We start from the raw sequence: 22,195 nt of genomic DNA on the forward strand, positions 1-22,195 counted from the left end.
GGCCGGCCACCCCCTTGGGGTGGCCGGCCGTCGCGCGTGCGGTGGGTCAGTCCTCGGGCACGAGCCAGACCGCGCCCAGCGGGGGCACGCGCAGCGCCGCGGACTGCGGCTGGCCGTTCCAGGCCGGGCCGTCGGCCACGAGCGGGCCGGTGTTGACCACGCCGGAGCCGGCGAAGCGCTCGGCGTCGGTGTTGAGCACCTCGCGCCAGCGGCCCGGCTGCGGCAGGCCGACGCGGAAGTCCTCGTACGCGCCGGCGGAGAAGTTGACCACGACGGCGAGCTGGCGCCCGTCGGTGCCGCGGCGCACGTACGAGATCAGGTTGCGCTGGTTGTCGCCGCCGTCGATCCACTGGAACCCCTCGGAGGAGAAGTCCTGCGACCACAGCTCCGGGTGCGCCTTGTAGAGGGCGTTGAGCTCCTTGACGAGGTCGTGCAGGCCCCGGTGCCAGGGGGTGTCCAGCAGCCACCAGTCCAGTGAGCGCGCCTCGGACCACTCGGCCTCCTGGCCCAGCTCCGCGCCCATGAACAGCAGCTGCTTGCCCGGGTGGGACCACATGTACGCCAGGTAGGCGCGCACGTTCGCCAGCTGCTGCCAGCGGTCGCCGGGCATCTTGCGCAGCAGCGAGCCCTTGCCGTGCACGACCTCGTCGTGCGAGATGGGCAGGCAGAACTTCTCGCTGAAGGCGTACACCAGGCTGAACGTCAGCTCGCCGTGGTGGTACTGGCGGTAGATCGGGTCCTGTGAGACGTACGCCAGGCTGTCGTGCATCCAGCCCATGTTCCACTTCAGGCCGAAGCCGAGGCCGCCGCCGCTGGTGGGCGCGGTCACGCCGGGGAACGCCGTGGACTCCTCGGCGATCATCATGATGCCGGGGGTGCGCTTGTAGGCGGTGGCGTTGGCCTCCTGCAGGAAGGAGATCGCCTCCAGGTTCTCGCGGCCGCCGTACTGGTTGGGCAGCCACTGCCCCTCGGCGCGCGAGTAGTCCAGGTAGAGCATCGAGGCGACCGCGTCCACGCGCAGGCCGTCGGCGTGGAACTCCTCTAGCCAGTACAGCCCGGACGCGACGAGGAAGTTGCGCACCTCGCTGCGGCCGAAGTCGAAGACGTACGTGCCCCAGTCCATCTGCTCGCCGCGGCGCGGGTCCGGGTGCTCGTACAGCGCGGTGCCGTCGAAGCGGGCCAGGGCGAAGTCGTCCTTGGGGAAGTGCCCGGGCACCCAGTCGATGATGACGCCGATGCCCGCCTGGTGCAGGCGGTCGATGAGGAGGCGCAGCTCGTCGGGCGAGCCCCAGCGCGAGGTGGGCGCGAAGTAGGAGGTGACCTGGTAGCCCCAGGAGCCGCCGAAGGGGTGCTCCATGACGGGCAGGAACTCCACGTGGGTGAAGCCGGCCTCGGTGACGTAGGCGACCAGCTCGTCGGCCAGCTGCGCGTAGCCCAGGCCCTGCCGCCAGGACCCCAGGTGCACCTCGTACACGGACACCGGGCCGGCGTGCGGGTCGGTGGAGGCGCGCTTCGCCAGCCACTCCGCGTCGCCCCACTCGTAGGTGGACTCGGCCACGACGGAGGCGGTGGCCGGGGGCACCTCGGTGGCGCGCGCCATCGGGTCGGCCTTCTGCCGCCACTGCCCGTCCTGCCCGAGGATCTCGAACTTGTAGCGCGAGCCGGCCCCGACGCCGGGGACGAACAGCTCCCAGACCCCGGACGAGCCCAGCGAGCGCATCGCGTCGGTGCGCCCGTTCCAGTGGTTGTGGTCGCCGACGACCCGCACGGCCTGCGCGTTGGGCGCCCACACCGCGAAGGAGGTGCCGTGCACCGGCCCCATCGGGCCGTCCCAGCGGTGCACGTGCGCGCCGAGGACGTTCCACAGCTCCTCGTGGCGGCCCTCGCCGATCAGGTGCAGGTCCACCTGCCCGACGGTGGGCAGGAAGCGGTAGGGGTCGTCGACGACGTGGGGGGCGCCCTCGCCGTAGACCACCTCCAGGCGGTAGTCGCCCACGGTGGCCCCGGGCGCGACACCGGCCCACACGCCGTCGTGCTCGTGCACGAGCCCGACGCGGCCGCCGTCCTGCGTCAGCACGGTCACCGACGTGGCGAACGGCTTCAGGGCGCGGTAGGTGACGCCGTCCCCGTGCGGGTGGGCGCCGAGCACCGAGTGCGGCGACCAGTGCGAGCCGGTGGCGACCCTGGCCAGGTCGTCGGCGTCCACGGGGGAGGGGGTGGCGGCTTCGTCCGACATGGGCTCCAGTCTCCGTTCGGGGGGCCCCGCCCGCGCGTCGGGGCAGGGGCCGGTGTCAGCTCGGGGCCCGGCTCAGCCGGGCGGGGAGGTCAGGCGCCGCACGGCGCCCAGGGGGATGTGCGCCCAGTCCGGGCGGTTGCGCACCTCGTAGACGACCTCGTACAGGGCCTTGTCCAGCTCGAGGGCGGCCAGCAGCGCGGCGGCCGCCGACCCCGGCTCGCGCGGGTCCACGCCCGTGCCGGCGGCGTAGGCGGCCAGGAACGCCTCGCAGCAGGCCGCGGCCCAGGCCCCGGCCCCCTCGCCGCCGGCCCCCGAGGAGGCGGCCCCCGAGGAGGCGGCGTAGTCGAAGGAGCGCAGCATGCCGGCGACGTCGCGCAGCGCCAGGTCGGGCACGCTGCGCTCGGCCAGCGGCCGCAGCGGCTCGCCCTCGAAGTCCAGCAGCACCCAGCCGCGCTCGGCCGAGCGCAGCACCTGGCCCAGGTGGTAGTCGCCGTGCACGCGCTGCAGGTCCGGGGCGCCGGTGACGTGCCGCACGGCGTCCACCCGCGCGGTGGCCGCCTCGGCGACCTCGTGCAGCTGCGGCACCGCCGTGCACGCCCACGCCACGCGGGCGCGCAGCCCGTCGGCCAGCGCGGCCAGCCGCTCGGGCGTGGCCGGCTCGGTGGGCAGCGCGCGCGCCAGCACCGCGTGCACCTCGGCGGTGGCCGCGCCCAGCTCGCCGGCCTCCTCGCTGAAGGGGCGCCCGGCGGCCACCGCGGCGGTGGCCACGCGCCAGGCGTCCTGCGAGCCGGCCAGGAACTCCGTCAGGTGCGCCACGTGGCCGTGCGCGGTCGCGCCGGAGGGGTCGGTCCAGGTGCCGTCCACCCACCCGGCCGGGCGCGGCACGCGCTCGCAGCCGGCGGCGGCCAGGGCGGTCTGCACCACGACGTCGGGGTTGTCCCCGGCGCTCAGGACGCGGAACACCTTGGCGATCAGAGGAGCCTCGGCCGAGCCTTGCGGGGCGGAGACGACGATGGAGGTGTTGGACTGCTCACCGCCGAGCACCTTCGTGCTCGCCCCCGCCGGCACCGGCAGCCCGCCGTCGGCGCTGGTGCCGTGCACCCCGAACGCCGGGGAGCCGGCGCCCTCCTCGGCGGCCACGAGGCTCAGCAGGGCCCGGGTGAAGGTGGGGTCGTGCGGGCCGTCGTAGACCCACGCCTCGGCGCCGTCGACGTCGGGCAGGTGCCCCACGAGCGCACCGGCCAGCGCCTCGTCCGGCGCGTGGCGCACGGTCAGCGGCACCGCGTACACGGTGCTGGTCGCCTCGTCGCCCAGGCCGGTGCGCACCGTCAGCGCCACCAGCTGCGCCACCCCGCCCTCGTCCAGGGGCGTGCGCTCCAGGCGCTGCAGGTGCGCCGAGGAGCTCTTGTGGGCGAACCAGCGCTGCTGCGGCACCCAGCGCATCAGCAGCTCGGCCAGCGCCTCGTCCGAGGCGCGGTCGGTGCTCACCGGTCCGGTCACGAGCCGCCTCCCAGCTTGAGCCAGTAGAAGCCGCGCGGGCCGAGGGTCACCGTCAGGCACCCCTCGGCGTCCACGTCGGGGAACGCCGCCCCGCCGAAGAGGTCGCGCACGTGCGCGCCGCCGCGGCCGGGCATGCGCAGGTCCGCGGACTGGGCGTGGTCGGAGAGGTTGTTCACGCACAGCACCGTCTCGCCCTCCTGCTCCGCGGAGGGCTCGAGCACCCGCAGGAACGCCAGGACGGAGTCGTTGCTGCAGTACCCCTCGTCCGGGCGCGCCGCGGCGGCGCCGACGGCGGCCTCCAGGGAGGCGTCGGGAGCGCTCAGGCCCTCCTCGGTGCTGCCGGGGTGGCGCGGGGTCAGCGGCACGTAGCGGCCCAGGCCGAAGGCCGGGTGGCGCCGGCGCACGGCCAGGACGTTGCGCACCCAGTGCAGCAGCGAGGAGCCGGTGGCGAGCTGCGCCTCGACGTTGACGGACTGGTAGTTGTAGACGAGCGACTGGATGGTCGGCAGGTACAGCTTGCCGGGGTCGGCCGAGGAGAAGCCGGCGTTGCGGTCCGGCGTCCACTGCATCGGCGTGCGCACCGCGTCGCGGTCGTCGAGCCAGATGTTGTCGCCCATGCCGATCTCGTCGCCGTAGTACAGGCACGGGCTGCCCGGCAGCGAGAGCACCATCGCGTGGATGAGCTCGATCTCGGGGCGGGAGTTGTCCAGCAGCGGCGCCAGCCGGCGCCGGATGCCGATGTTGGCGCGCATGCGCGGGTCGGGCGCGTACCAGCCGTACATGGCCGCGCGCTCCTCGGTGGTGACCATCTCCAGCGTCAGCTCGTCGTGGTTGCGCAGGAACGTGCCCCACTGCCCGCTGGAGACGGGGATCTGCGGGGTGGCCGAGAGGATGTCGATGATCGGCGTGGCCTTGCCCTCGCGCAGCGCGTAGTACAGCCGCGGCATGACGGGGAAGTGGAAGCACATGTGGCACTCCGGCTCGTCCTCGGTGCCGAAGTACTCCACGACGTCGAAGGGCCACTGGTTGGCCTCGGCCAGCAGCACCCGGCCGGGGAACTCCTCGTCGACCATCCTGCGCAGCCGCTTGAGGAACCGGTGCGTCGCCGGCAGGTTCTCGCCGTTGGTGCCCTCCTCCTCGTACAGGTACGGCACCGCGTCGAGGCGGAAGCCGTCGATGCCCATGTCCATCCAGAAGCGGACGGTGTCGAACATCGCCTCCTCGACGTCGGGGTTGTCGAAGTTGAGGTCGGGCTGGTGCGAGAAGAAGCGGTGCCAGAAGTACTGCCGGCGCACCGGGTCGAACGTCCAGTTCGAGGTCTCGGTGTCGACGAAGATGATGCGCGCGTCGGCGTACTTCTCGTCGGTGTCGCTCCAGACGTAGAAGTCGCCGTAGGGGCCGTCGGGGTCGGAGCGCGAGGCCTGGAACCACGGGTGCTGGTCGCTGGTGTGGTTCATCACCAGGTCGATGATGATGCGGATGCCGCGCTGGTGGGCCTCCTGCACCAGGCGCTGGAACTCCGGCAGCGTGCCGAACTCCGGCAGCACCGCGTTGTAGTCGGAGATGTCGTAGCCGCCGTCGCGCAGCGGAGAGGCGAAGAACGGCGGCAGCCACAGGCAGTCCACGCCGAGCCACTGCAGGTAGTCCAGCCGGCTGGTCAGGCCGGAGAAGTCGCCGGTGCCCGAGCCGTTGGAGTCGGAGAAGGCGCGCACCAGCGCCTCGTAGAAGACGGCCGTCTTGTACCACTGCGGGTCGTTCTTCAGCCCCGGCCCGGCGATGTGCACGTTCTCCACGTCAGGCCCCCGAGCCGTGCGGCAGCACGTGGAAGACGTGGGCCGGCTGCACGTACGGGTCCAGGCGCACGTAGTCGTGCTCGCCCCACTCGTAGGTGGCGCCGGTCAGCTCGTCGCGCACCGTGAAGCGCTCCCACCACTGCCGGCCCAGGGCGGCCATGTCCAGGTGCACGGTGGTCTCGCGGGTGGCGTGCGGGTCGAGGTTGACCACGACCAGCACGAGGTCCTCGGTGCCGTCCAGCGCGACGCGGCGGCGCGAGAACGCCAGGACGTTCTCGTCGTCGGCGGGGTGGAAGACGGTGCCGCGCAGCTCCTGCAGCGCCGGGTGCGCGCGGCGCACCTCGTTCAGGCGCGTCAGGTACGGCGCCAGGCTCCAGCCCTCGGCCTCCGCGCGCGCCCAGTCGCGCGGGCGGAACTGGTACTTCTCGTTGTCCAGCTGCTCCTCGGCGCCCGGGCGGGCGGCGTGCTCGACCAGCTCGTAGCCGGAGTAGATCCCCCACGACGGGCTCAGCAGCGCCGCCAGCACCGCGCGCAGCTTGAACACCGGCGGCCCGCCGTACTGCATCGTGGGCGTGAGGATGTCGTGGGTGGTGGGCCAGAAGCTCGGGCGCATGTAGTGCGCCGACTCGGTGCTCAGCTGGGTGAGGTACTCGCGCAGCTCCCAGGCGGCGTTGCGCCAGGCGAAGTACGAGTACGACTGCTGGAAGCCGACCTTGGCCAGGGTGTGCATCATCGGCGGGCGCGTGAACGCCTCCGAGAGCCAGACCACCTCGGGGTGCTCGCGGGCGACCTCGGCGATCAGCCACTCCCAGAACTCCACCGGCTTGGTGTGCGGGTTGTCCACCCGGAAGCAGGTGACGCCGTGGGAGATCCACACGTCCACCACGCGCTTGACCTCGGCGTAGATGCCCGCGGGGTCGTTGTCGAAGTTCAGCGGGTAGATGTCCTGGTACTTCTTCGGCGGGTTCTCGGCGTAGGCGATGGTGCCGTCGGCGCGCGTGGTGAACCACTCCGGGTGCTCGGTGACCCACGGGTGGTCCGGGGAGCACTGCAGCGCCAGGTCCAGCGCCACCTCCAGGCCCAGCTCCCTGGCGCGGGCGACGAAGAAGTCGAAGTCCTCGAAGGTGCCCAGCTCGGGGTGCAGGGCGTCGTGCCCGCCCTCGGCCGCGCCGATCGCGTACGGCGAGCCGGGGTCCAGCGGGCCGGCGGTCAGGGTGTTGTTCGGCCCCTTGCGGTTGGTGCGCCCGATGGGGTGCACCGGGGTGAGGTAGGCGATGTCGAAGCCCATCGCGGCGATCGCCGGCAGCCTCTCGGCCGCGGTGCGGAAGGTGCCCGAGACCCAGCGCCCGGCCTCCTCGTCGAAGTGCGCGCCCTCCGAGCGGGGGAAGAACTCGTACCAGCTGCTGAAGGCGGCCAGGCGCCGCTCCACGCGCAGCGGGTACGTCGGGGAGGGGGAGACCATCTCGCGCACCGGCAGGCGCTCCAGCGCCTCGCGCACCTCGGCGGCGGTGCCGGCGGCGAGGCGCTCGGCGTCGCCCAGGGAGGTGTCGCGCAGGCGCACCGCGGCGCCGCGCAGCACCCGGGCGCCGTCCTCGTCGCGCCCGGGGGCGCCGGCGGCGCCCTCGAGCAGCCGCGCGCCCTCCTCCAGCATCAGCGCCACGTCCACCCCGGCGCGCACCTTGATGGTGGCGTCGTGGTCCCAGGTGCCGTACGGGTCCGACCAGCCGTCCACGCGCAGGCCCCAGTCGCCCTCGGCGTCGGGGGAGAGCACGGCGGCCCAGCGGTCGGTGCCCGCGTCCGTCAGCGCCATGCGCGCGCTGGGCCCGTCGGTGCCGTCCGGGCGCACCAGAACGGCGGTGGCGGCCACCGCGTCGTGCCCCTCGCGGAAGACCGTCGCGGTCACCGGCACCAGCTCGCCCACCGCGGCCTTGGCCGGCCAGCGCCCCGCGTCCACCGTCGGGGCGACGTCCAGGACGGGGATGCGCCCCACCACCGGCCGCGCGCCCGCCGCCGCGGGTGCGGCCCCGGCGGCGGCCGGCGGGGTGCCCGCCGCGGCCCGCTGGGCGCCCGCGCGGCGCGTCGAGGGCGTGCCGGGCTGCTGCGCCGCGGGGGCGGCGGCCCCGCGCGTCGTCGGTCGTCCCTCAGTCGTCACGTGCGGCAACCTACCGAGGGCGGGCGGAGGTGTCGCGGGGAAGCGGCCGCGGGCGGCGGGCGCCGCGCGGGCGCCCGCCGCGCCCGCCGCGCCCCCTGTCCGAGCGGTGCGCGCACGGCTACTGTCCCTGGGCGTGAGAGCCATCCGACGCTTCACCGTGCGCACCGTGCTCCCCGCCCCGCTGGCGCCCCTCGGGGAGCTGGCCAGCAACCTGCGCTGGTCCTGGCACGCGCCCACGCGCGAGCTGTTCGAGTCCATGGACCCCGAGGCCTGGGTGGCGGTGCACCGCGAGCCGGGGGCGCTGCTGGGGGCCCTGAGCACCGAGCGGCTGGCCGCCCTCGCCGAGGACCCCGGCTTCGTCGCGCGCGTGGACGCCGCCGCCGCCGACCTGCGCGCGTACCTGACGCGCCCGGGCTGGTACGCCTCGCTGGGCGCGGGCGCGCCGGCCTCCATCGCCTACTTCTCGATGGAGTTCGGCATCACCGGCGCCCTGCCGCAGTACTCCGGCGGCCTGGGCATCCTCGCCGGCGACCACCTGAAGTCCGCCAGCGACCTGGCCGTGCCGATCGTCGGCGTCGGGCTCTTCTACGCCACCGGCTACTTCAAGCAGTCCCTCTCGCGCGACGGCTGGCAGCAGGAGACGTACCCCGTCCTGGACCCCGACGGCCTGCCGCTGGCGCTGCTGCGCGAGGCCGACGGCACCCCGGCGAAGGTGCACGTGGACCTGCCCGGCGGGCGGCGGCTGACCGCGCAGGTGTGGAAGGCGCAGGTCGGGCGGGTCCCGCTGCTGCTGATGGACTCCGACGTGGAGGAGAACGACGAGGCCGCCCGCGGGGTCACCGACCGCCTCTACGGCGGCGGCGGCGAGCACCGCCTGCAGCAGGAGCTGCTGTGCGGCGTCGGCGGGGTGCGCGCGCTGCGGGTGTGGTCGCGCCTGACCGGCGCGCCGGAGCCGGAGGTCTACCACACCAACGAGGGGCACGCGGGCTTCCTGGGCGTCGAGCGCATCCGCGAGCACGTCGAGCGGGGCCTGGGCTTCGACGAGGCGCTGGAGGCGGTGCGCGCGGCCACGGTGTTCACCACGCACACGCCCGTGCCCGCCGGCATCGACCGCTTCGGGCGCGACCAGATCGAGCTGTACTTCGGCGCGGACAACCCGCTGCCCGGCGTGCCCGTCGAGCGCGTCCTGGCCCTGGGCGCGGAGGACTACGACGGCGGCGACCCCGGCGTGTTCAACATGGCCGTCATGGGGCTGCGCCTGGCCCAGCGCGCCAACGGGGTCTCGCAGCTGCACGGGGCCGTCAGCCGCGGCATGTTCGACGGGCTGTGGCCCGGCTTCGACGCCCCCGAGGTGCCCATCACCTCCATCACCAACGGCGTGCACGCGCCCACCTGGGTGGCCCCCGAGGTGCTGCAGATGGGGCGCACGTACATCGGCCCGGACATCGTCACCAGCGGGCAGGGCTTCGAGAAGGTCGACCGCGTGCCCGACGAGGAGATCTGGCGCACCCGCCGGGTGCTGCGCGGCCGGCTCGTGGAGGACGCCCGCCGCCGCCTGAGGCTGTCGTGGCTGCAGCGCGGGGCCAGCGAGGCGGAGCTGGCCTGGACCCGCGAGGTGCTCGACCCGGACGTGCTGACCATCGGCTTCGCCCGGCGCGTGCCCACCTACAAGCGCCTGACCCTCATGCTGCGCGACCCCGAGCGCCTGCGCGCGCTGCTGCTGCACCCGCAGCGGCCGGTGCAGCTGGTCATCGCCGGCAAGTCCCACCCGGCCGACGAGACCGGCAAGCGCCTGATCCAGCAGATGGTGCGCTTCGCCGACGACCCGGCCGTGCGCCACCGCATCGTCTTCCTGCCCAACTACGACATCACCATGGCGCTGCAGCTGTACCCCGGCTGCGACGTGTGGCTGAACAACCCGCTGCGCCCCTTCGAGGCGTGCGGCACCTCCGGCATGAAGGCCGCCCTCAACGGCGGGCTGAACCTCTCCATCCTCGACGGCTGGTGGGACGAGTGGTACGACGGCGCCAACGGCTGGGCGATCCCCACCGCCGACGGCGTCGAGGACCCCGAGCGCCGCGACGACCTGGAGGCCGCGGCGCTGTACGACCTGGTGGAGAACTCCGTCGCGGCGCGCTTCTACGACCGCGACGAGCGGGGCCTGCCGGCGCGCTGGCTGGAGATGGTCCGGCACACGCTGGCCTCGCTGGGCCCGCGCGTGCTGGCCAGCCGCATGGTCACCGAGTACGTGCGGCGCCTGTACGTGCCCGCCGCCCACGCCGGCCGCGCCGCGACCGCCTCGGGCGCGGCGCGCGCGAAGGAGCTGGCGAGCTGGAAGGGCGAGGTGCGCGGCGCCTGGGGGGCGGTGCGCGTGGACCACGTGGAGTCCTCCGGCGTGGGCGACTCCGCGCAGGTCGGCGACGTGCTGCACGTGCGCGGCTTCGTCTCCCTGGGCGCGCTGCGCCCGCAGGACGTGGAGGTGCAGGTCGTGCACGGGCGCGTCAGCGAGTCCGACGAGCTGAGCCCCTCGGGGGCGGTGCCGCTGCGCCACGCCGAGGACTTCGGCGACGGCCGGCACCGCTACGAGGGCGAGGTCGTGCTGCGCCAGACCGGCCCCTTCGGCTACACCGTGCGCGTCCTGCCCCGGCACGAGGGCCTGGCGGGCCCCGCCGAGCTGGGCCTGGTCGCCAACGCCTGAAGGACCGGGCGCGGCCGGGCGCGGCCGGGCGCGGCCCGGCGCGGTCGGGGGCGGCCGGGCGCGGTCAGGCGGGTGCGGCCAGCCACTCGTCGACGCGGGCCAGGTGGGCGGCGGCGAACCCCGCCGGCGCGGCCGCGCCCTCGAGCGAGGCGCGGGCGACGTCGGCGAGCTGCTCGTCGGAGAGCGCCAGGGCGCTGCGGGCGGTCTCGTACTCCTCCAGCAGCCCGGGCCCGAACAGCAGCGGGTCGTCGCCGTTGACGGAGCAGCGCACCCCCGCCTCCAGCAGGGCCGGCAGCGGGTGGCGCCCCACCTCCGCCACGACGGCCAGCGCGACGTTGGAGGTGGGGCACACGTCCAGCACGACGCCCTCGCCGGCCAGCCGCGCGACCAGCTCGGGGTCCTCCACCGCGCGCACGCCGTGCTGCACGCGCCGCGCGCCCAGCCGGTCCAGGGCGTCGCGCACGCTGTCCGGGCCCAGCAGCTCCCCGGCGTGCGGGGTGCTGACCAGGCCGGCCTCGCGGGCGACGGCGAAGGCGCGCTCGAAGGGGGCCGGGGGGAAGAGCGACTCGTCGGCGGCCAGCCCGAAGGAGACCACGCCGCGCCCGGCGCGGCCGGCGGCCAGCCGGGCCAGGTCCTCGGCGGCGGCCGGCGGCTCGTGCCGCAGCGCCACCGCCATGAGGCCGAAGCCGACGCCCAGCCGCTCCGCCTCGTCGCGGCCGCTGTCCAGCAGCAGGTCCAGCACCTCGCCGGGAGCGCCCAGCGCCGGGGCGTAGGGCACCGGGTTCGCCTGCACCTCCACCCACACCGCGCCGTCGCGTGCGGCGTCCTGCACGACCTCGCGGACCAGCCGGGCCAGGTGCTCGCGGGTGCGCACCAGGAGGCGGGCGCCGTCGTACATGCGCACGAACTCCGCGAAGGACGCGAACCCGCGCACCGGGGGGACGGGCACGCCGGCCTCGGCGGCGAGCTCGGCCAGGGTGGCCGGCCGCATGGCCCCCTCCAGGTGCAGGTGCAGGTGCGCCTTGGGCAGGGCGGCGAGGTCGCGCACGGTCACCGCACCGGTGCGGGACCGGCGGCGAAGCGCGCGCCCGGGTGGTCGGCGGCCAGCCGCGGCGAGGTGGCCCCCAGCCGCTCGCGCAGGGTGCCGCCGCCGGCGGGCCGGTCCTGCTCGCGCGGCAGGCGACCGCGACGGCGCAGCTCGGGCACGACGAGCTCGCAGAACAGCTCGTGGTCGCCCGGTGAGAACAGCGCCTCCAGCAGGAAGCCGTCGACGTCGGTGGTCTCCACCAGCTCCTCGAGCTGGTCGGCCACCTGCACCGGGTCGCCCACCACGGTGAAGCCGCGGGTGCCGCGCCCGCGCAGCTCGGCCAGCACCTCCCGCACCAGCGGGGTGCTGCCGTCGGGGCGGCGGAAGCGGTCGATGTTGCTCTGGCCCATCTGCCCCACGCGCGGGTCGGCGGCGCGCGCGAGGGCCTCGCCGAGCGGCACGTCCTGCGGCAGGGCCAGCAGGTCGATGCCGGTGTTCCCGGCGTACACCACCGAGGCGACCTCGTCGGTCTGCATCCGCTCGAACTCCTCCCGCCGCCGGCGGGCCAGCTCGCTCGTGGCCTCCACGGTCACCGTGGCCCCCACGAGCACCTTCACCGCGCGCGGGTCGCGGCCGTGGGCCGCGGCGCGGGCCCGCAGGTCCGCGACGTTCGCGGCGGCGTGCGGGGGCGTGGTGCCCTGCAGGAAGACACACTCGGCGGTGCTCGCGGCGAACTCCCTGCCGGCCGTGGACGTCCCGGCCTGGAACAGCACCGGCGTGCGCTGGGGGGAGGGCGGGACGGTGAAGTACCCCGAGGAGCGGAAGTGGGTGCCCGCGTGCTCCACGCGGTGCAGCCGGTCGGGGTCGGCGAAGACGCCGGCGGCGGCGTCCTCGACCAGCGCGCCGTCCTCCCAGCAACCCTCCCACAGCCGCAGGCACAGGTCGACGTACTCCCGCGCGATCTCGTAGCGCACGTCGTGCGGGGTCATCCCCCGGTGGCCGAACAGCGCGGCGACGGCGTCCTGCGAGGCGCCGGTGACCACGTTCCAGCCCACGCGCCCGGCGGTGAGGTGGTCCAGGGTGGCGAAGCGCCGCGCCGTGGCCACGGGGTGGTCCACGCCGGTGGAGGCCGTGACGACCAGGCCGAGGCGGGAGGTGGCGTGCGCCAGCACCGGGATCAGCAGCATCGGGTCCAGGCCGGAGAAGTTCAGCCCGCCGCGCGCGGCGGCCGGCGGGAGGTCGCCGCCGACGGTGGGGTAGCCGTAGCCGTCGGCGAAGAAGAGGAAGTCGAAGCCGGCGTCCTCGAGCAGCCGCGCCACGGCGACCCAGTGGCCGACCTCCCGGTGGCGCACCGAACCGCTCCACGGGTGGGACCAGCTCAGCGTCCCACCCACCTGCGGAGCGGCCACCTCGAAGACCCCCAGGTGCATCCGGCGCACGCCGCTCCCCCCACCCTCGCCCGACCGTTCCGGCGCACATCGGAGCACACGCAGGTTTCCCGGGTGTTTCCGCGCGGGGCGGGGGCCGTCCCACGGGGTTCGTAACGCGTCGTTAATGCCGGCGTGACACCCGTGCAGCGGGCCGGTGCTTCAGTACCCCCTCCGGCACGTCGGCGCCCCGCGGCGCCCCGCCGGCAGGCCCCACGACGTCCACCGGCACCACGCCGCCCGCAGCGGCGTGGTCCCGCCCGCCCCTGAGACCACGGAGCACCCATGACGCGACCCGACCGCCGCCCGCCCCGCCCCGCCGCGTCCCGCCGGGCCTTCCTGCGCGGCGCCGGGCTGGGCGTGCTCGGCGCCGCGGGGTCCGCGTCGCTGGTGGCCTGCGGTTCCGGTGACGACGCCACCGCGTCCGGCGACGCCGGCGAGGGGTACGGGCGGATCGCCGTCCAGCTGTCCTGGATCAAGAACATCGAGTTCGCCGGCGAGTACTTCGCCGACAGCAGGGGGTACTACGCCGACGCGGGGTTCTCGGCCGTGGACCTGCTGGCCGGCGGCGCGGCGGGCACCGCCGCCGAGGCGATGGTCCTGTCCCGGCGCGCCGAGGTGGGCCTGTCCTCCCCGACCCTGACCGCCCCGGCGATCGTCAACGAGGACGCCCCGCTGAAGATCATCGGGACCACGTTCCAGAAGAACCCCTTCTGCCTGGTCTCGGTCGAGCAGCGCACGCCCGTGCGCACCGTCGAGGACCTCGCGGGCAAGCGCATCGGCGTGCAGACGGGCGGCAACGAGACCATCTTCGAGGGGTTCTGCACGGCCAACGGCATCGACCCGTCCAGCTTCACCGTCGTGCCCGTGCAGTACGACCCCTCCGTGGTGGAGACGGGCGAGGTCGACGCCTTCATGGCCTACCTGACCAACGAGCCGATCCTGCTGGCCGGGCGGGGCCTGACGCCGGTGACCTTGGGGTTCGCCGACACCGGCCTGCCGTTCGTGGCCGAGACGTTCACCGTCCTGCAGTCCACGATCGACGAGCGGCGCGACATGCTCAAGGCGTTCCTGCGCGCCGAGGTCCGCGGCTGGAACGACGCGGTCGCCGACCCGGCGGAGTCCGCCCGGCTCGCCGTGGAGGAGTACGGCGCCGACCAGGGCCTGGACCTGCAGGAGCAGACGCGCGAGGCCGAGGCGCAGAACACCCTGGTGGTCTCCGACGACACCAGGGCCAACGGCCTGTTCACGATGACGGACGCGCTGGTCGAGGAGAACCTCGGCGCGCTCTCGGCGATGGGTGTGGAGATCACCGCCGGGCAGCTGTTCGACCTCAGCCTGCTGGACGAGGTCTACGAGGAGGACCCCGACCTGATCACCGGCTGACCACCGGCCGACCACCGGCCGACCACCGGCCGGGCCCGCTCGCCCGCGCCCCGCCAGGACGACCCGAGAGAGGCCCCGTGCACCAGGAGACACCCGCCGTCCCGTCCGCGCCCCGGGTGCGGTCCGCCACCACGGACCCCGCCGGTGACCCCCTGGCCGCCACCGGTTTCGACCTGCGCTCGCTGACCAAGCGGTTCGCGCTGGGGCGCGGGGAGGTCCTGGCCCTGGACGAGACGTCGCTGGGAACCCGCAAGAACACCTTCCTGTCCCTGCTGGGCCCCTCCGGGTGCGGCAAGTCCACGGTCCTGCGGATCCTGGCCGGACTGGAGACCCCCACCGCGGGCACGGCCCTGGTCAACGGGATGACCACCCGGGAGCTGCAGCGCGCGCACGAGCTCGGCATCGCCTTCCAGGACTCCGCCCTGCTGCCGTGGCGCAGCGTGGCCGGCAACATCCGCCTGCCGCTGGAGGTCGCCGGCGTGACCCCCGAGCCCGGCCTGGTCGACGACCTCGTCGACCTGGTCGGGCTGCGCGGGTTCGAGCGGGCCAAGCCGGCCCAGCTGTCCGGGGGCATGCGCCAGCGGGTGTCCATCGCCCGCTGCCTGGTGGTGCAGCCCAGCGTCATGCTGCTCGACGAGCCCTTCGGCGCGCTGGACGACATGACGCGGCAGCGGCTGAACGTCGAGCTGCTGCGCATCTGGACCGAGAAGCCGGCGACCACCCTCATGGTCACCCACGGGATCTCCGAGGCGGTGTTCCTCTCCGACGTCGTCGCCGTGATGAGCCCGCGGCCCGGTCGCGTCGTCGAGGTCGTCGAGATCGACCTGCCGCGCCCGCGCACCCCGGACCTGATGCGCACGCCGGAGTTCCACGCCTACCACGACCACCTCTCCGAGGTCCTCTTCGGCGGCGCCCCGGCCCGGGGCACGGGGGTGGCCGGGTGAGCGCCCGTCCCGCGCCGCCGACGTGGGCCGGCGCGCTGATCGGGGTCCTGGTGGTCCTGGCCGCCTGGAGCGCCCTGGCGCTGACCGTCTTCGCCGACGCGGGCAACGTGCCCACCCCGTGGGCCGTGGTGGCGCGGTTCACCGCGGACGGGCCCGGGCTCTACTGGGACAACCTCTCCGTGACCACGGTGTCCGCGCTGCAGGGGTACCTGTGGGGGAACCTCACCGCCATCGCGCTGGCCGTGCTCGTCCTGCTCGTGCCGCCGCTGGAGGGTGCGGCCACCCAGGTCGCGGTGCTGACGTACTGCATCCCGCTGACGGCCATCGGCCCCATCGTCCTCATCGTCTCCGAACCCGGCTCACGCACCACGTCGATCTTCCTCGCCGCCCTGAGCGTGGTCTTCACCTCCGTCGTCGGCTGCCTGCTGGGGCTGCGCGCCGCCGACCGCACGGCGCTGGACCTCGTGCGCGCCTACGGCGGTTCGCGCTGGACTGCGCTGGTGAAGGTGCGCGCCACGGCCGCCCTGCCCAACGTGCTGGCCGCCCTCAAGCTCGCCGCGCCGGCGGCCTTCCTCGGCGCGGTGCTCGGCGAGTACTTCGGCGGGGTGGACTCCGGGCTGGGCATCCTCATCACCGCGGCCCAGACCAACCTGCGCTACGCCCAGCTGTGGGCGCTGGCCCTGCTCTCCGGGGCGGTCGCCGGCGCCGGGTACCTGCTCGTCGCCCTGCTCGCCCGGGTCCTCACCCCCTGGTCGTCCACGGGCGCGCGCGCCGCGGGGGACCCCTGGTGACCACCGCCGTCCTGCGCCGCGTCGGCGCGCTGCTGCTCACGCTGGTCGTCTCCACCGCCGTCCTGCTCGCCGCCTGGTACCTGCTGCTGCAGCTGCTGGACGTCGACCCCTACGTGGGCAAGCGCCCGGTGGACGTCTACGACTACCTCGTGCGCGCCGAGGACGCCGGCGCCCAGCGCGCCGAGGTCCTCTCGCTGCTCGGCGTCACGCTGGCGCACTCGACCACCGGCTTCGCCGCCGGCCTGGCCGGGGCGCTGGCCGTCGCCTCGCTGTTCACGCTGGTGCGCCCGCTGGAGTTCGCGTTCATGCCGGTGGCGATGCTGCTGCGCTCGGTGCCGCTGGTGGCCATGGCCCCGCTCATCGGCTCGGTCTTCGGCCGCGGCCTCGCCGGGGCCGCCGCCATCGGCGGGATCGTCGTGTTCTTCCCCGTCCTGGTCAACATCGCGCTGGGCCTGCGCTCGGCCTCCCCGCAGGCGCTGGACCTCGTGCGCGTCAACGGCGGCACCCGCCTGACCGCGCTGCGCAAGGTGGCCATCCCCTCCGCCCTGCCGAACCTCTTCGCCGCCGTGCGCATCTCCGTGCCCGGCGCGGTGATCGGGGCGATGCTCTACGAGTGGCTGTTCAGCGGGACCGGCCTGGGGGCGGAGATCTTCCGGGCGAACTCGCAGGTGCAGTACTCCAAGCTGTGGGCCATCGTCGTCGTCGTCACGTTCGCGACCATCGTGGTCTACACGCTCGTGTCGGTGCTGGAGACGCTGGTCCTGGCCAGGTGGGGCCCGGACGCCGGCCGCGGCTGAGGCGCCGCGGGGTGTCCCGGCGGCAGTGCTCACGCGCCGGGCCCACCGCCGAGGAAGGGCACCAGCACCGCGGCGACGGCCCCCGGCTCCACCAGGTGCGGCCAGTGCCCGGCCCGCAGCGGGCGCAGGTCCGCGGCCGAGGCCAGCGGGTTCAGGGCGCGCAGCCCCGCCGCGTCCACGTCCCGGGTGCTGCGCACGTGCAGCAGCGGCACCGGCGCCGCGCGCAGCAGCGGGCGCGGGTCCAGCTCGAGCACGTCCGCCCACAGCGCGCGCACCGCCGCCTCCGGGGCGGCCGCGAGCTCGGCCACGACCCGCTCGCGCAGCCGCGGGGCGCGCGGGCCCCACGCCGCGCGCATCGAGGAGACCAGCACCTCGTGCCAGCCGTCGGCGCGCACCGCCGCCGCGCGCGCCCGCTTGGCCGCCAGCTCGCGCGGCGCGACGGGCACGTTGGAGTCCAGCAGCACCAGCCGGCGCACCAGCCCGGGGCGGCGCACCGCCACCAGCAGGCCCACCACGCCGCCGGTGGAGTGGCCCACCACGTCCACCGGGCCGCCCGCGGCCAGGGCCGCCACCCGCCCGCCCACCCGCTCCGCGACCGCCTCCAGCGTCGCGGTGCCCTCCACCGGCGCCTCGCCGCCGTGCCCGGGCAGGTCCAGGAGCTCCCCGCGCCGCCCCGCCGCGCTCAGCGCGGCGGCCTGCCCGGCCAGCTGCCAGGCGCAGCAGCCCACCCCCGGCAGCAGGACCACCCCCGGGCCGGCCACCACCCCCGGGCCGGCCCCGGCGCCCGGCGCGGGCCTCACGCGCTGGTCAGCACCCGCACCGACCACGCCGCCGCGCGCAGCGCCGCGCCGGCCGGGGCCGCGCGCCGGCGCCGGTCCGCGGTGCTGCTCCAGCGCGGGTGGAAGCGCGGCAGGCCCTCCACGCGCGGCAGCACCACGTCGCGCTGGCGCGCGCCGGCGTTGACGACCACGAGCACCGAGGCCAGGCCGCGGTCGCGCCCGTCCACGAGCACCTGCAGGATCCGCCGGCCGGGGTCGTGCCAGCGCTCCACCGTCATGTCCCCGCCGTCCTCGGCGAACCACAGCAGGTCGTCGCGCTGCTCGCGCACGGGGTGCCCGCGGCGCACCCCCGCCTCGCCCAGCACCGGGTAGCGCGCGCGCAGCGCCACCAGCTCGCGGGTGTCGGCCAGCAGCTCGCGCTGCCAGTCCGCCAGGTCCCAGTCCACCCAGGAGATCTCGTTGTCCTGGCAGTAGGCGTTGTTGTTGCCGCCCTGCGAGCGGCCCAGCTCGTCCCCGGCGGTGATCATCGGCACGCCCGAGGACAGCAGCAGCGTCGCCAGCAGGTTGCGGGTGCTGCGCCGGCGCGCGGCCAGCACCGAGGGGTCGTCGGTGGGCCCCTCCACGCCGTGGTTCCAGCTGGTGTCGGAGTCGCTGCCGTCGCGGTTGCCCTCCCCGTTGGCCTCGTTGTGCTTGCGGTCGTGCGCGACGAGGTCGGCCAGCGTGAACCCGTCGTGGGCGGTCACGAAGTTCACGCTCGTCAGGCGCCCGCGCGTGACGTCGAAGGTGTCCGCCGAGCCGGCGAAGCGCGTGGCGAACTCGCGCAGCCCGCGCCCGGCCGCGTCCGGCAGGGCGTGGCCCAGCGCCACCTCGCGCGCGTCGGTCAGCCAGAACCGGCGCACCCCGTCGCGGAAGCGGTCGTTCCACTCGTGCACCGGCGGCGGGTACTGCCCGGTGCGCCAGCCGAACGGGCCGACGTCCCACGGCTCGGCGACGTGCTTGACCGGCGCCAGCACCGGGTCGCCGGTCAGCGCCACCAGCAGCGGGTGGTCGGGGGTGAAACCCTCCCGCCCGCGCGCCAGGGTGGTCATCAGGTCGTAGCGGAACCCGTCGACGCCGTACTCGCTCACCCAGTGCCGCAGCGAGTCCAGCGCGAACTGCACGACGCGGCGCTCGCCGAAGTCGAGGGAGTTGCCGCAGCCGGTGACGTCGAGGGGGCGCCCGCCGGCGTCGCGCAGGTAGTACGTGGCGTCGTCCAGGCCGCGCAGCGACAGGTGCGGGCCGTCCGGGCCCTCCTCGCACGTGTGGTTGTAGACGACGTCGAGGAGCACCTCGATCCCGGCGTCGTGCAGCGCGGACACCGCCCGGCGGAACTCCTCGCGCACCGCGCCGGCCCCGGCCGCGCGCGCCGCGGCGGTGGCGTAGGCCGGGTGCGGGGCGTTGAAGGCCAGGGTGTTGTAGCCCCAGTGGTTGACCAGCCCGCGCCGGCGCAGGTGCACCTCGGAGGTGCTCGCGTGCACCGGCAGCAGCTCCAGCGCGGTGACGCCCAGCGACGTCAGGTGCTCCAGCACCGCCGGGTGCCCCAGCGCCGCGTAGGTGCCGCGCAGCTCCGCGGGCAGGTCCGGGTGGCGCTGCGTCAGGCCCTTCACGTGCGCCTCGTAGACCACGGTGCGCGACCACGGCGTGCGCGGCTGCTCGCCCGGGCGCACCCGCAGCTCCTGCGGCAGCGGCCCCAGCGCCACCGAGCGCGGCACGTGCGGGGCGCTGTCGCGCTCGTCGCGCACCGCGAGGTCGCCGCGCAGGTCCGCGCCGACGGCGTGGCCGAACACCTCCGGCACGAGGTCCACCCCGCCCTCCACGCCGCGCGCGCAGGGGTCCAGCAGCAGCTTGGCGGGGTTGTGGCGCAGGCCGCGCTCGGGGTCCCAGCGCCCGTGCGCGCGCAGCCCGTAGCGCGAGCCCTCGCGCAGGTGCGGCACGTGCCCGTGCCACACGCCCAGCTCCACCTCCGGCAGCGCCGTGCGCACCTCGCGGCCGTCGTCGCCGAAGACGCACACCTCCACGCCGTCGGCGTGGGCCGCCAGCACCGCGACGTCCGCCCCGCCCCCCTCGGCCTCGGGGCGCAGGGTGACGCCCAGCGGGTGCGGGGAGCTCCGGCGCGGGGAGCCCTGGGCGGTCGGGGGGGTCGGTGCGTCGCGGCGCGGGGTCGGGGCAGGCACCGCCGCAGTCTGCCCGAGCCCCCGCCGGGGCGCCGCGCGCACGGCGGGCGCGCCGCCGGTGCGCTCCTACACTGGGGACGTGACGGCGTACCTCGACCACGCCTCGACGACCCCCCTGCGGCCCGAGGCGCGCCTGGCCCTCGCCGAGGCCGGCGCCCTGACCGGCAACCCCTCCTCCCTGCACTCCAGCGGCCGCCGCACGCGCGCCGCGGTGGAGGAGTCCCGCGAGGCGCTGGCCGCGGCCCTGGGCGCGCGCCCGGGCGAGGTGGTGTGGACCTCCGGCGGCACCGAGGCCGACAACCTGGCCCTGAAGGGCCTGTACTGGGCGCGCCGCGACGCCGACCCGCGCCGGCGCCGCGTCCTGGTGGGCGCCGCCGAGCACCACGCGGTGCTCGACTGCGCGCAGTGGCTCGGCGAGCACGAGGGCGCCGACGTGCGGCTGCTGCCCGTGGACGCCCTCGGGCGCGCCGACCTCGACGCCCTGCGCGAGGAGCTGGCCGACGGCGGCGACGAGGTGGCGCTGGTGTCGCTGATGTGGGCCAACAACGAGGTGGGCACGGTGCAGCCGGTCGCGGCCGCCGCCGAGCTGGCGCACGCCGCCGGGGTGCCGCTGCACACCGACGCCGTGCAGGCCGCGGGGCACCTGCCGGTCGACTTCGCCGCCAGCGGCGCCGACGCGCTGTCGCTGTCGGCGCACAAGTTCGGCGGCCCGGTCGGCGCCGGTGCGCTGCTGCTGCGCCGCGGCACGCCTCTGGTGCCCCTGCTGCACGGCGGCGGCCAGGAGCTGGGCGTGCGCTCGGGCACCCTGGACGCCCCCGCCGCGCGCGCCACCGCCGCCGCCCTGGGCGCGGCGCTGGCCGCCGCGCCGGGGGAGGCGCTGCGCACCGCGGCGCTGCGCGACCGCCTGGTGGCCGGGCTGCTCGAGGCGGTGCCCGGCGTGCAGCTGCGCGGGGACCCCGTGCTGGACGCCGCCCACCGCCTGCCCGGCAACGCGCACGTGACCGTCGCCGGCTGCGAGGGCGACTCCCTGCTGTACCTGCTGGACGCCGCCGGGGTGGAGTGCTCCACCGGCTCCGCCTGCCAGGCCGGCGTGCCGCGCCCCAGCCACGTGCTGCTGGCGATGGGCCTGGACGAGCGCGAGGCCGCCGGGGCGCTGCGCTTCTCCCTGGGCTGGAGCTCCACGGCCGCCGACGTCGACGCCGCGCTCACCGCCGCGGGCCCGGCCGTCGAGCGCGCGCGGCGGGCCTCGGCCTCCGCGCGCACCTCGCGCGCGCGCCGGCGCCGCTCGGTGGTCTCCACCGCCGCCGCGGCGGGGGCCTCCTGATGCGCGTGCTGGCCGCGATGAGCGGCGGGGTGGACTCCGCGGTGGCCGCCGCGCGCGCGGTCGACGCCGGTCACGACGTCGTGGGCGTGCACATGGCCCTCAACCGCGCCCCCGGGGTGCTGCGCACCGGCTCGCGCGGCTGCTGCACGGTCGAGGACGCCCTCGACGCGCGCCGCGCCGCGGACCTGCTGGGCATCCCCTTCTACGTGTGGGACCTCTCGGAGTCCTTCCTGGAGGAGGTCGTGGAGGACTTCGTCGCCGAGTACGCCGCCGGGCGCACCCCCAACCCGTGCGTGCGCTGCAACGAGCGCATCAAGTTCGCCGCCCTGCTCGACAAGGGCGTCGCGCTCGGCTTCGACGCGGTGTGCACCGGGCACTACGCGCGCGTCGTGCCCGGCCCCGGCGGCGCGCAGCTGCACCGCGCCGCGGACGCCGCCAAGGACCAGTCCTACGTCCTCGCCGTCCTGGACGCCGACCAGGTCGCCCACGCGATGTTCCCCCTGGGCGACGCGCCCACCAAGGCGCGGGTGCGCGCCGAGGCCGAGGCGCGCGGGCTGCCGGTGGCGCGCAAGCCCGACAGCCACGACATCTGCTTCATCCCCGACGGCGACACCCGCGGCTTCCTCGCCGAGCGCCTCGGGGAGGAGCCCGGCGAGGTCGTCGACGCCGACGGCGCGGTGCTGGGCACCCACACCGGCACCTACGGCTTCACCGTCGGGCAGCGCAAGGGCCTGGGCCTGACCCGCCCGGCCCCCGACGGCCGGCCGCGCTACGTGCTCTCCATCGAGCCGGTGCGCCGCACCGTCACCGTCGGGCCCGCCGAGCGGCTGGCGGTCGGCGCGCTGCGCGCGGTGGACCCCGTCTGGAGCGCCCCGGCCCCCGCGGGCCCGGTGCCGGTGCACGTGCAGGTGCGCGCCCACGGCGCGGCCGTGCCGGCCGTGGTCGAGGCCGACGGCGGGCAGGTGCGGGTGGCGCTGCGCGACCCGCTCAGCGGGGTGGCGCCGGGGCAGACGGTGGCCTTCTACGACGGCACCCGCGTGCTGGGCTCGGCGACCGTCTCCGCGACGTCCCCCGCCGCGTCCCCGGTGACGGCGCCCGCGGCGTCGCCGGCACGGGCCTGAGCCCCGG

General features: G+C 75.8%; 15 protein-coding genes. 7 read left to right on the forward strand and 8 right to left on the reverse strand.

What is annotated here, in order from left to right; all coding sequences use genetic code 11:
• Positions 1-46 precede the first annotated feature (46 nt).
• The 4 genes from glgB to ACRYMN_RS08120 form a co-directional block, all read right to left on the reverse strand.
• Positions 47-2,236, reverse strand: a complete 2,190-nt coding sequence (gene glgB / locus ACRYMN_RS08105; protein WP_432493813.1) for a 1,4-alpha-glucan branching protein GlgB — start codon at positions 2,234-2,236, stop codon at positions 47-49.
• Between the two features lie 72 nt (positions 2,237-2,308).
• Positions 2,309-3,736 (reverse strand): maltokinase N-terminal cap-like domain-containing protein, encoded by a 1,428-nt coding sequence (locus ACRYMN_RS08110; RefSeq protein WP_432493815.1) that lies wholly within the window; start codon positions 3,734-3,736, stop codon positions 2,309-2,311.
• A complete protein-coding gene (treS, locus tag ACRYMN_RS08115; protein ID WP_432493817.1) occupies positions 3,733-5,529 on the reverse strand; it encodes a maltose alpha-D-glucosyltransferase in 1,797 nt (598 codons plus the stop codon). The genes ACRYMN_RS08110 and treS overlap by 4 nt, the downstream gene beginning before the upstream one ends.
• A gap of 1 nt (position 5,530) precedes the next feature.
• Positions 5,531-7,681, reverse strand: coding sequence for an alpha-1,4-glucan--maltose-1-phosphate maltosyltransferase (locus ACRYMN_RS08120; protein WP_432493819.1), 2,151 nt, complete (start codon positions 7,679-7,681; stop codon positions 5,531-5,533).
• Positions 7,682-7,814: 133 nt separating this feature from the next.
• Here ACRYMN_RS08120 and glgP point away from each other — a divergent pair, with 133 nt between their 5' ends.
• On the forward strand, positions 7,815-10,379 hold the full coding sequence (gene glgP / locus ACRYMN_RS08125) for an alpha-glucan family phosphorylase (RefSeq protein WP_432493821.1): 2,565 nt from the start codon (positions 7,815-7,817) through the stop codon (positions 10,377-10,379).
• Between the two features lie 64 nt (positions 10,380-10,443).
• Here glgP and add read toward each other — a convergent pair whose 3' ends face one another.
• Both add and ACRYMN_RS08135 read right to left on the reverse strand, forming a co-directional pair.
• Positions 10,444-11,433, reverse strand: coding sequence for an adenosine deaminase (gene add, locus ACRYMN_RS08130; RefSeq protein ID WP_432493823.1), 990 nt, complete (start codon positions 11,431-11,433; stop codon positions 10,444-10,446).
• Positions 11,430-12,836, reverse strand: coding sequence for an NtaA/DmoA family FMN-dependent monooxygenase (locus ACRYMN_RS08135; protein ID WP_432493937.1), 1,407 nt, complete (start codon positions 12,834-12,836; stop codon positions 11,430-11,432). The genes add and ACRYMN_RS08135 overlap by 4 nt, the downstream gene beginning before the upstream one ends.
• 282 nt (positions 12,837-13,118) lie before the next feature.
• On the opposite strand from ACRYMN_RS08135, the gene ACRYMN_RS08140 reads away from it, so the two are divergent.
• From ACRYMN_RS08140 to ACRYMN_RS08155, 4 genes are all read left to right on the forward strand, one after another.
• Complete coding sequence (locus ACRYMN_RS08140; protein ID WP_432493825.1) at positions 13,119-14,219, forward strand: ABC transporter substrate-binding protein; 1,101 nt, start codon at positions 13,119-13,121, stop codon at positions 14,217-14,219.
• 116 nt (positions 14,220-14,335) lie between these two features.
• Entirely contained in the window at positions 14,336-15,163 is an 828-nt protein-coding gene (locus ACRYMN_RS08145) for an ABC transporter ATP-binding protein (protein ID WP_432493939.1), read from the forward strand.
• On the forward strand, positions 15,160-15,954 hold the full coding sequence (locus ACRYMN_RS08150; RefSeq protein WP_432493827.1) for an ABC transporter permease: 795 nt from the start codon (positions 15,160-15,162) through the stop codon (positions 15,952-15,954). Before ACRYMN_RS08145 ends, ACRYMN_RS08150 begins: the two co-directional genes overlap by 4 nt.
• Positions 15,951-16,751 carry an ABC transporter permease gene (locus tag ACRYMN_RS08155; RefSeq protein WP_432493829.1) on the forward strand — a complete coding sequence of 267 codons (801 nt, stop codon included), beginning with the start codon at positions 15,951-15,953 and terminating at the stop codon, positions 16,749-16,751. The genes ACRYMN_RS08150 and ACRYMN_RS08155 overlap by 4 nt, the downstream gene beginning before the upstream one ends.
• A 29-nt stretch (positions 16,752-16,780) precedes the next feature.
• Here ACRYMN_RS08155 and ACRYMN_RS08160 read toward each other — a convergent pair whose 3' ends face one another.
• A complete protein-coding gene (locus tag ACRYMN_RS08160; protein WP_432493831.1) occupies positions 16,781-17,551 on the reverse strand; it encodes an alpha/beta fold hydrolase in 771 nt (256 codons plus the stop codon).
• Entirely contained in the window at positions 17,548-19,743 is a 2,196-nt protein-coding gene (gene glgX / locus ACRYMN_RS08165) for a glycogen debranching protein GlgX (protein ID WP_432493833.1), read from the reverse strand. The genes ACRYMN_RS08160 and glgX overlap by 4 nt, the downstream gene beginning before the upstream one ends.
• A gap of 79 nt (positions 19,744-19,822) precedes the next feature.
• Between glgX and ACRYMN_RS08170 the strand changes: the two genes are divergently transcribed.
• Both ACRYMN_RS08170 and mnmA read left to right on the forward strand, forming a co-directional pair.
• Positions 19,823-21,067 carry a cysteine desulfurase family protein gene (locus ACRYMN_RS08170; protein WP_432493835.1) on the forward strand — a complete coding sequence of 415 codons (1,245 nt, stop codon included), beginning with the start codon at positions 19,823-19,825 and terminating at the stop codon, positions 21,065-21,067.
• Positions 21,067-22,188 carry a tRNA 2-thiouridine(34) synthase MnmA gene (mnmA, locus tag ACRYMN_RS08175; RefSeq protein WP_432493837.1) on the forward strand — a complete coding sequence of 374 codons (1,122 nt, stop codon included), beginning with the start codon at positions 21,067-21,069 and terminating at the stop codon, positions 22,186-22,188. The genes ACRYMN_RS08170 and mnmA overlap by 1 nt, the downstream gene beginning before the upstream one ends.
• Positions 22,189-22,195: the final 7 nt, after the last annotated feature.

This window comes from Kineococcus gypseus, assembly GCF_050871305.1.
In the GTDB taxonomy this organism is placed as follows: Bacteria; Actinomycetota; Actinomycetes; order Actinomycetales; family Kineococcaceae; genus Kineococcus; species Kineococcus gypseus.

Bases quoted from the DNA above. Each gene is read 5' to 3' on its own strand.
- glgB (WP_432493813.1), bottom strand. From the start codon at position 2,236: ATGTCGGACGAAGCCGCCACCCCCTCCCCCGTGGACGCCGACGACCTG.
- ACRYMN_RS08135 (WP_432493937.1), bottom strand. From the start codon at position 12,836: ATGCACCTGGGGGTCTTCGAGGTGGCCGCTCCGCAGGTGGGTGGGACG.
- ACRYMN_RS08140 (WP_432493825.1), top strand. From the start codon at position 13,119: ATGACGCGACCCGACCGCCGCCCGCCCCGCCCCGCCGCGTCCCGCCGG.
- mnmA (WP_432493837.1), top strand. From the start codon at position 21,067: ATGCGCGTGCTGGCCGCGATGAGCGGCGGGGTGGACTCCGCGGTGGCC.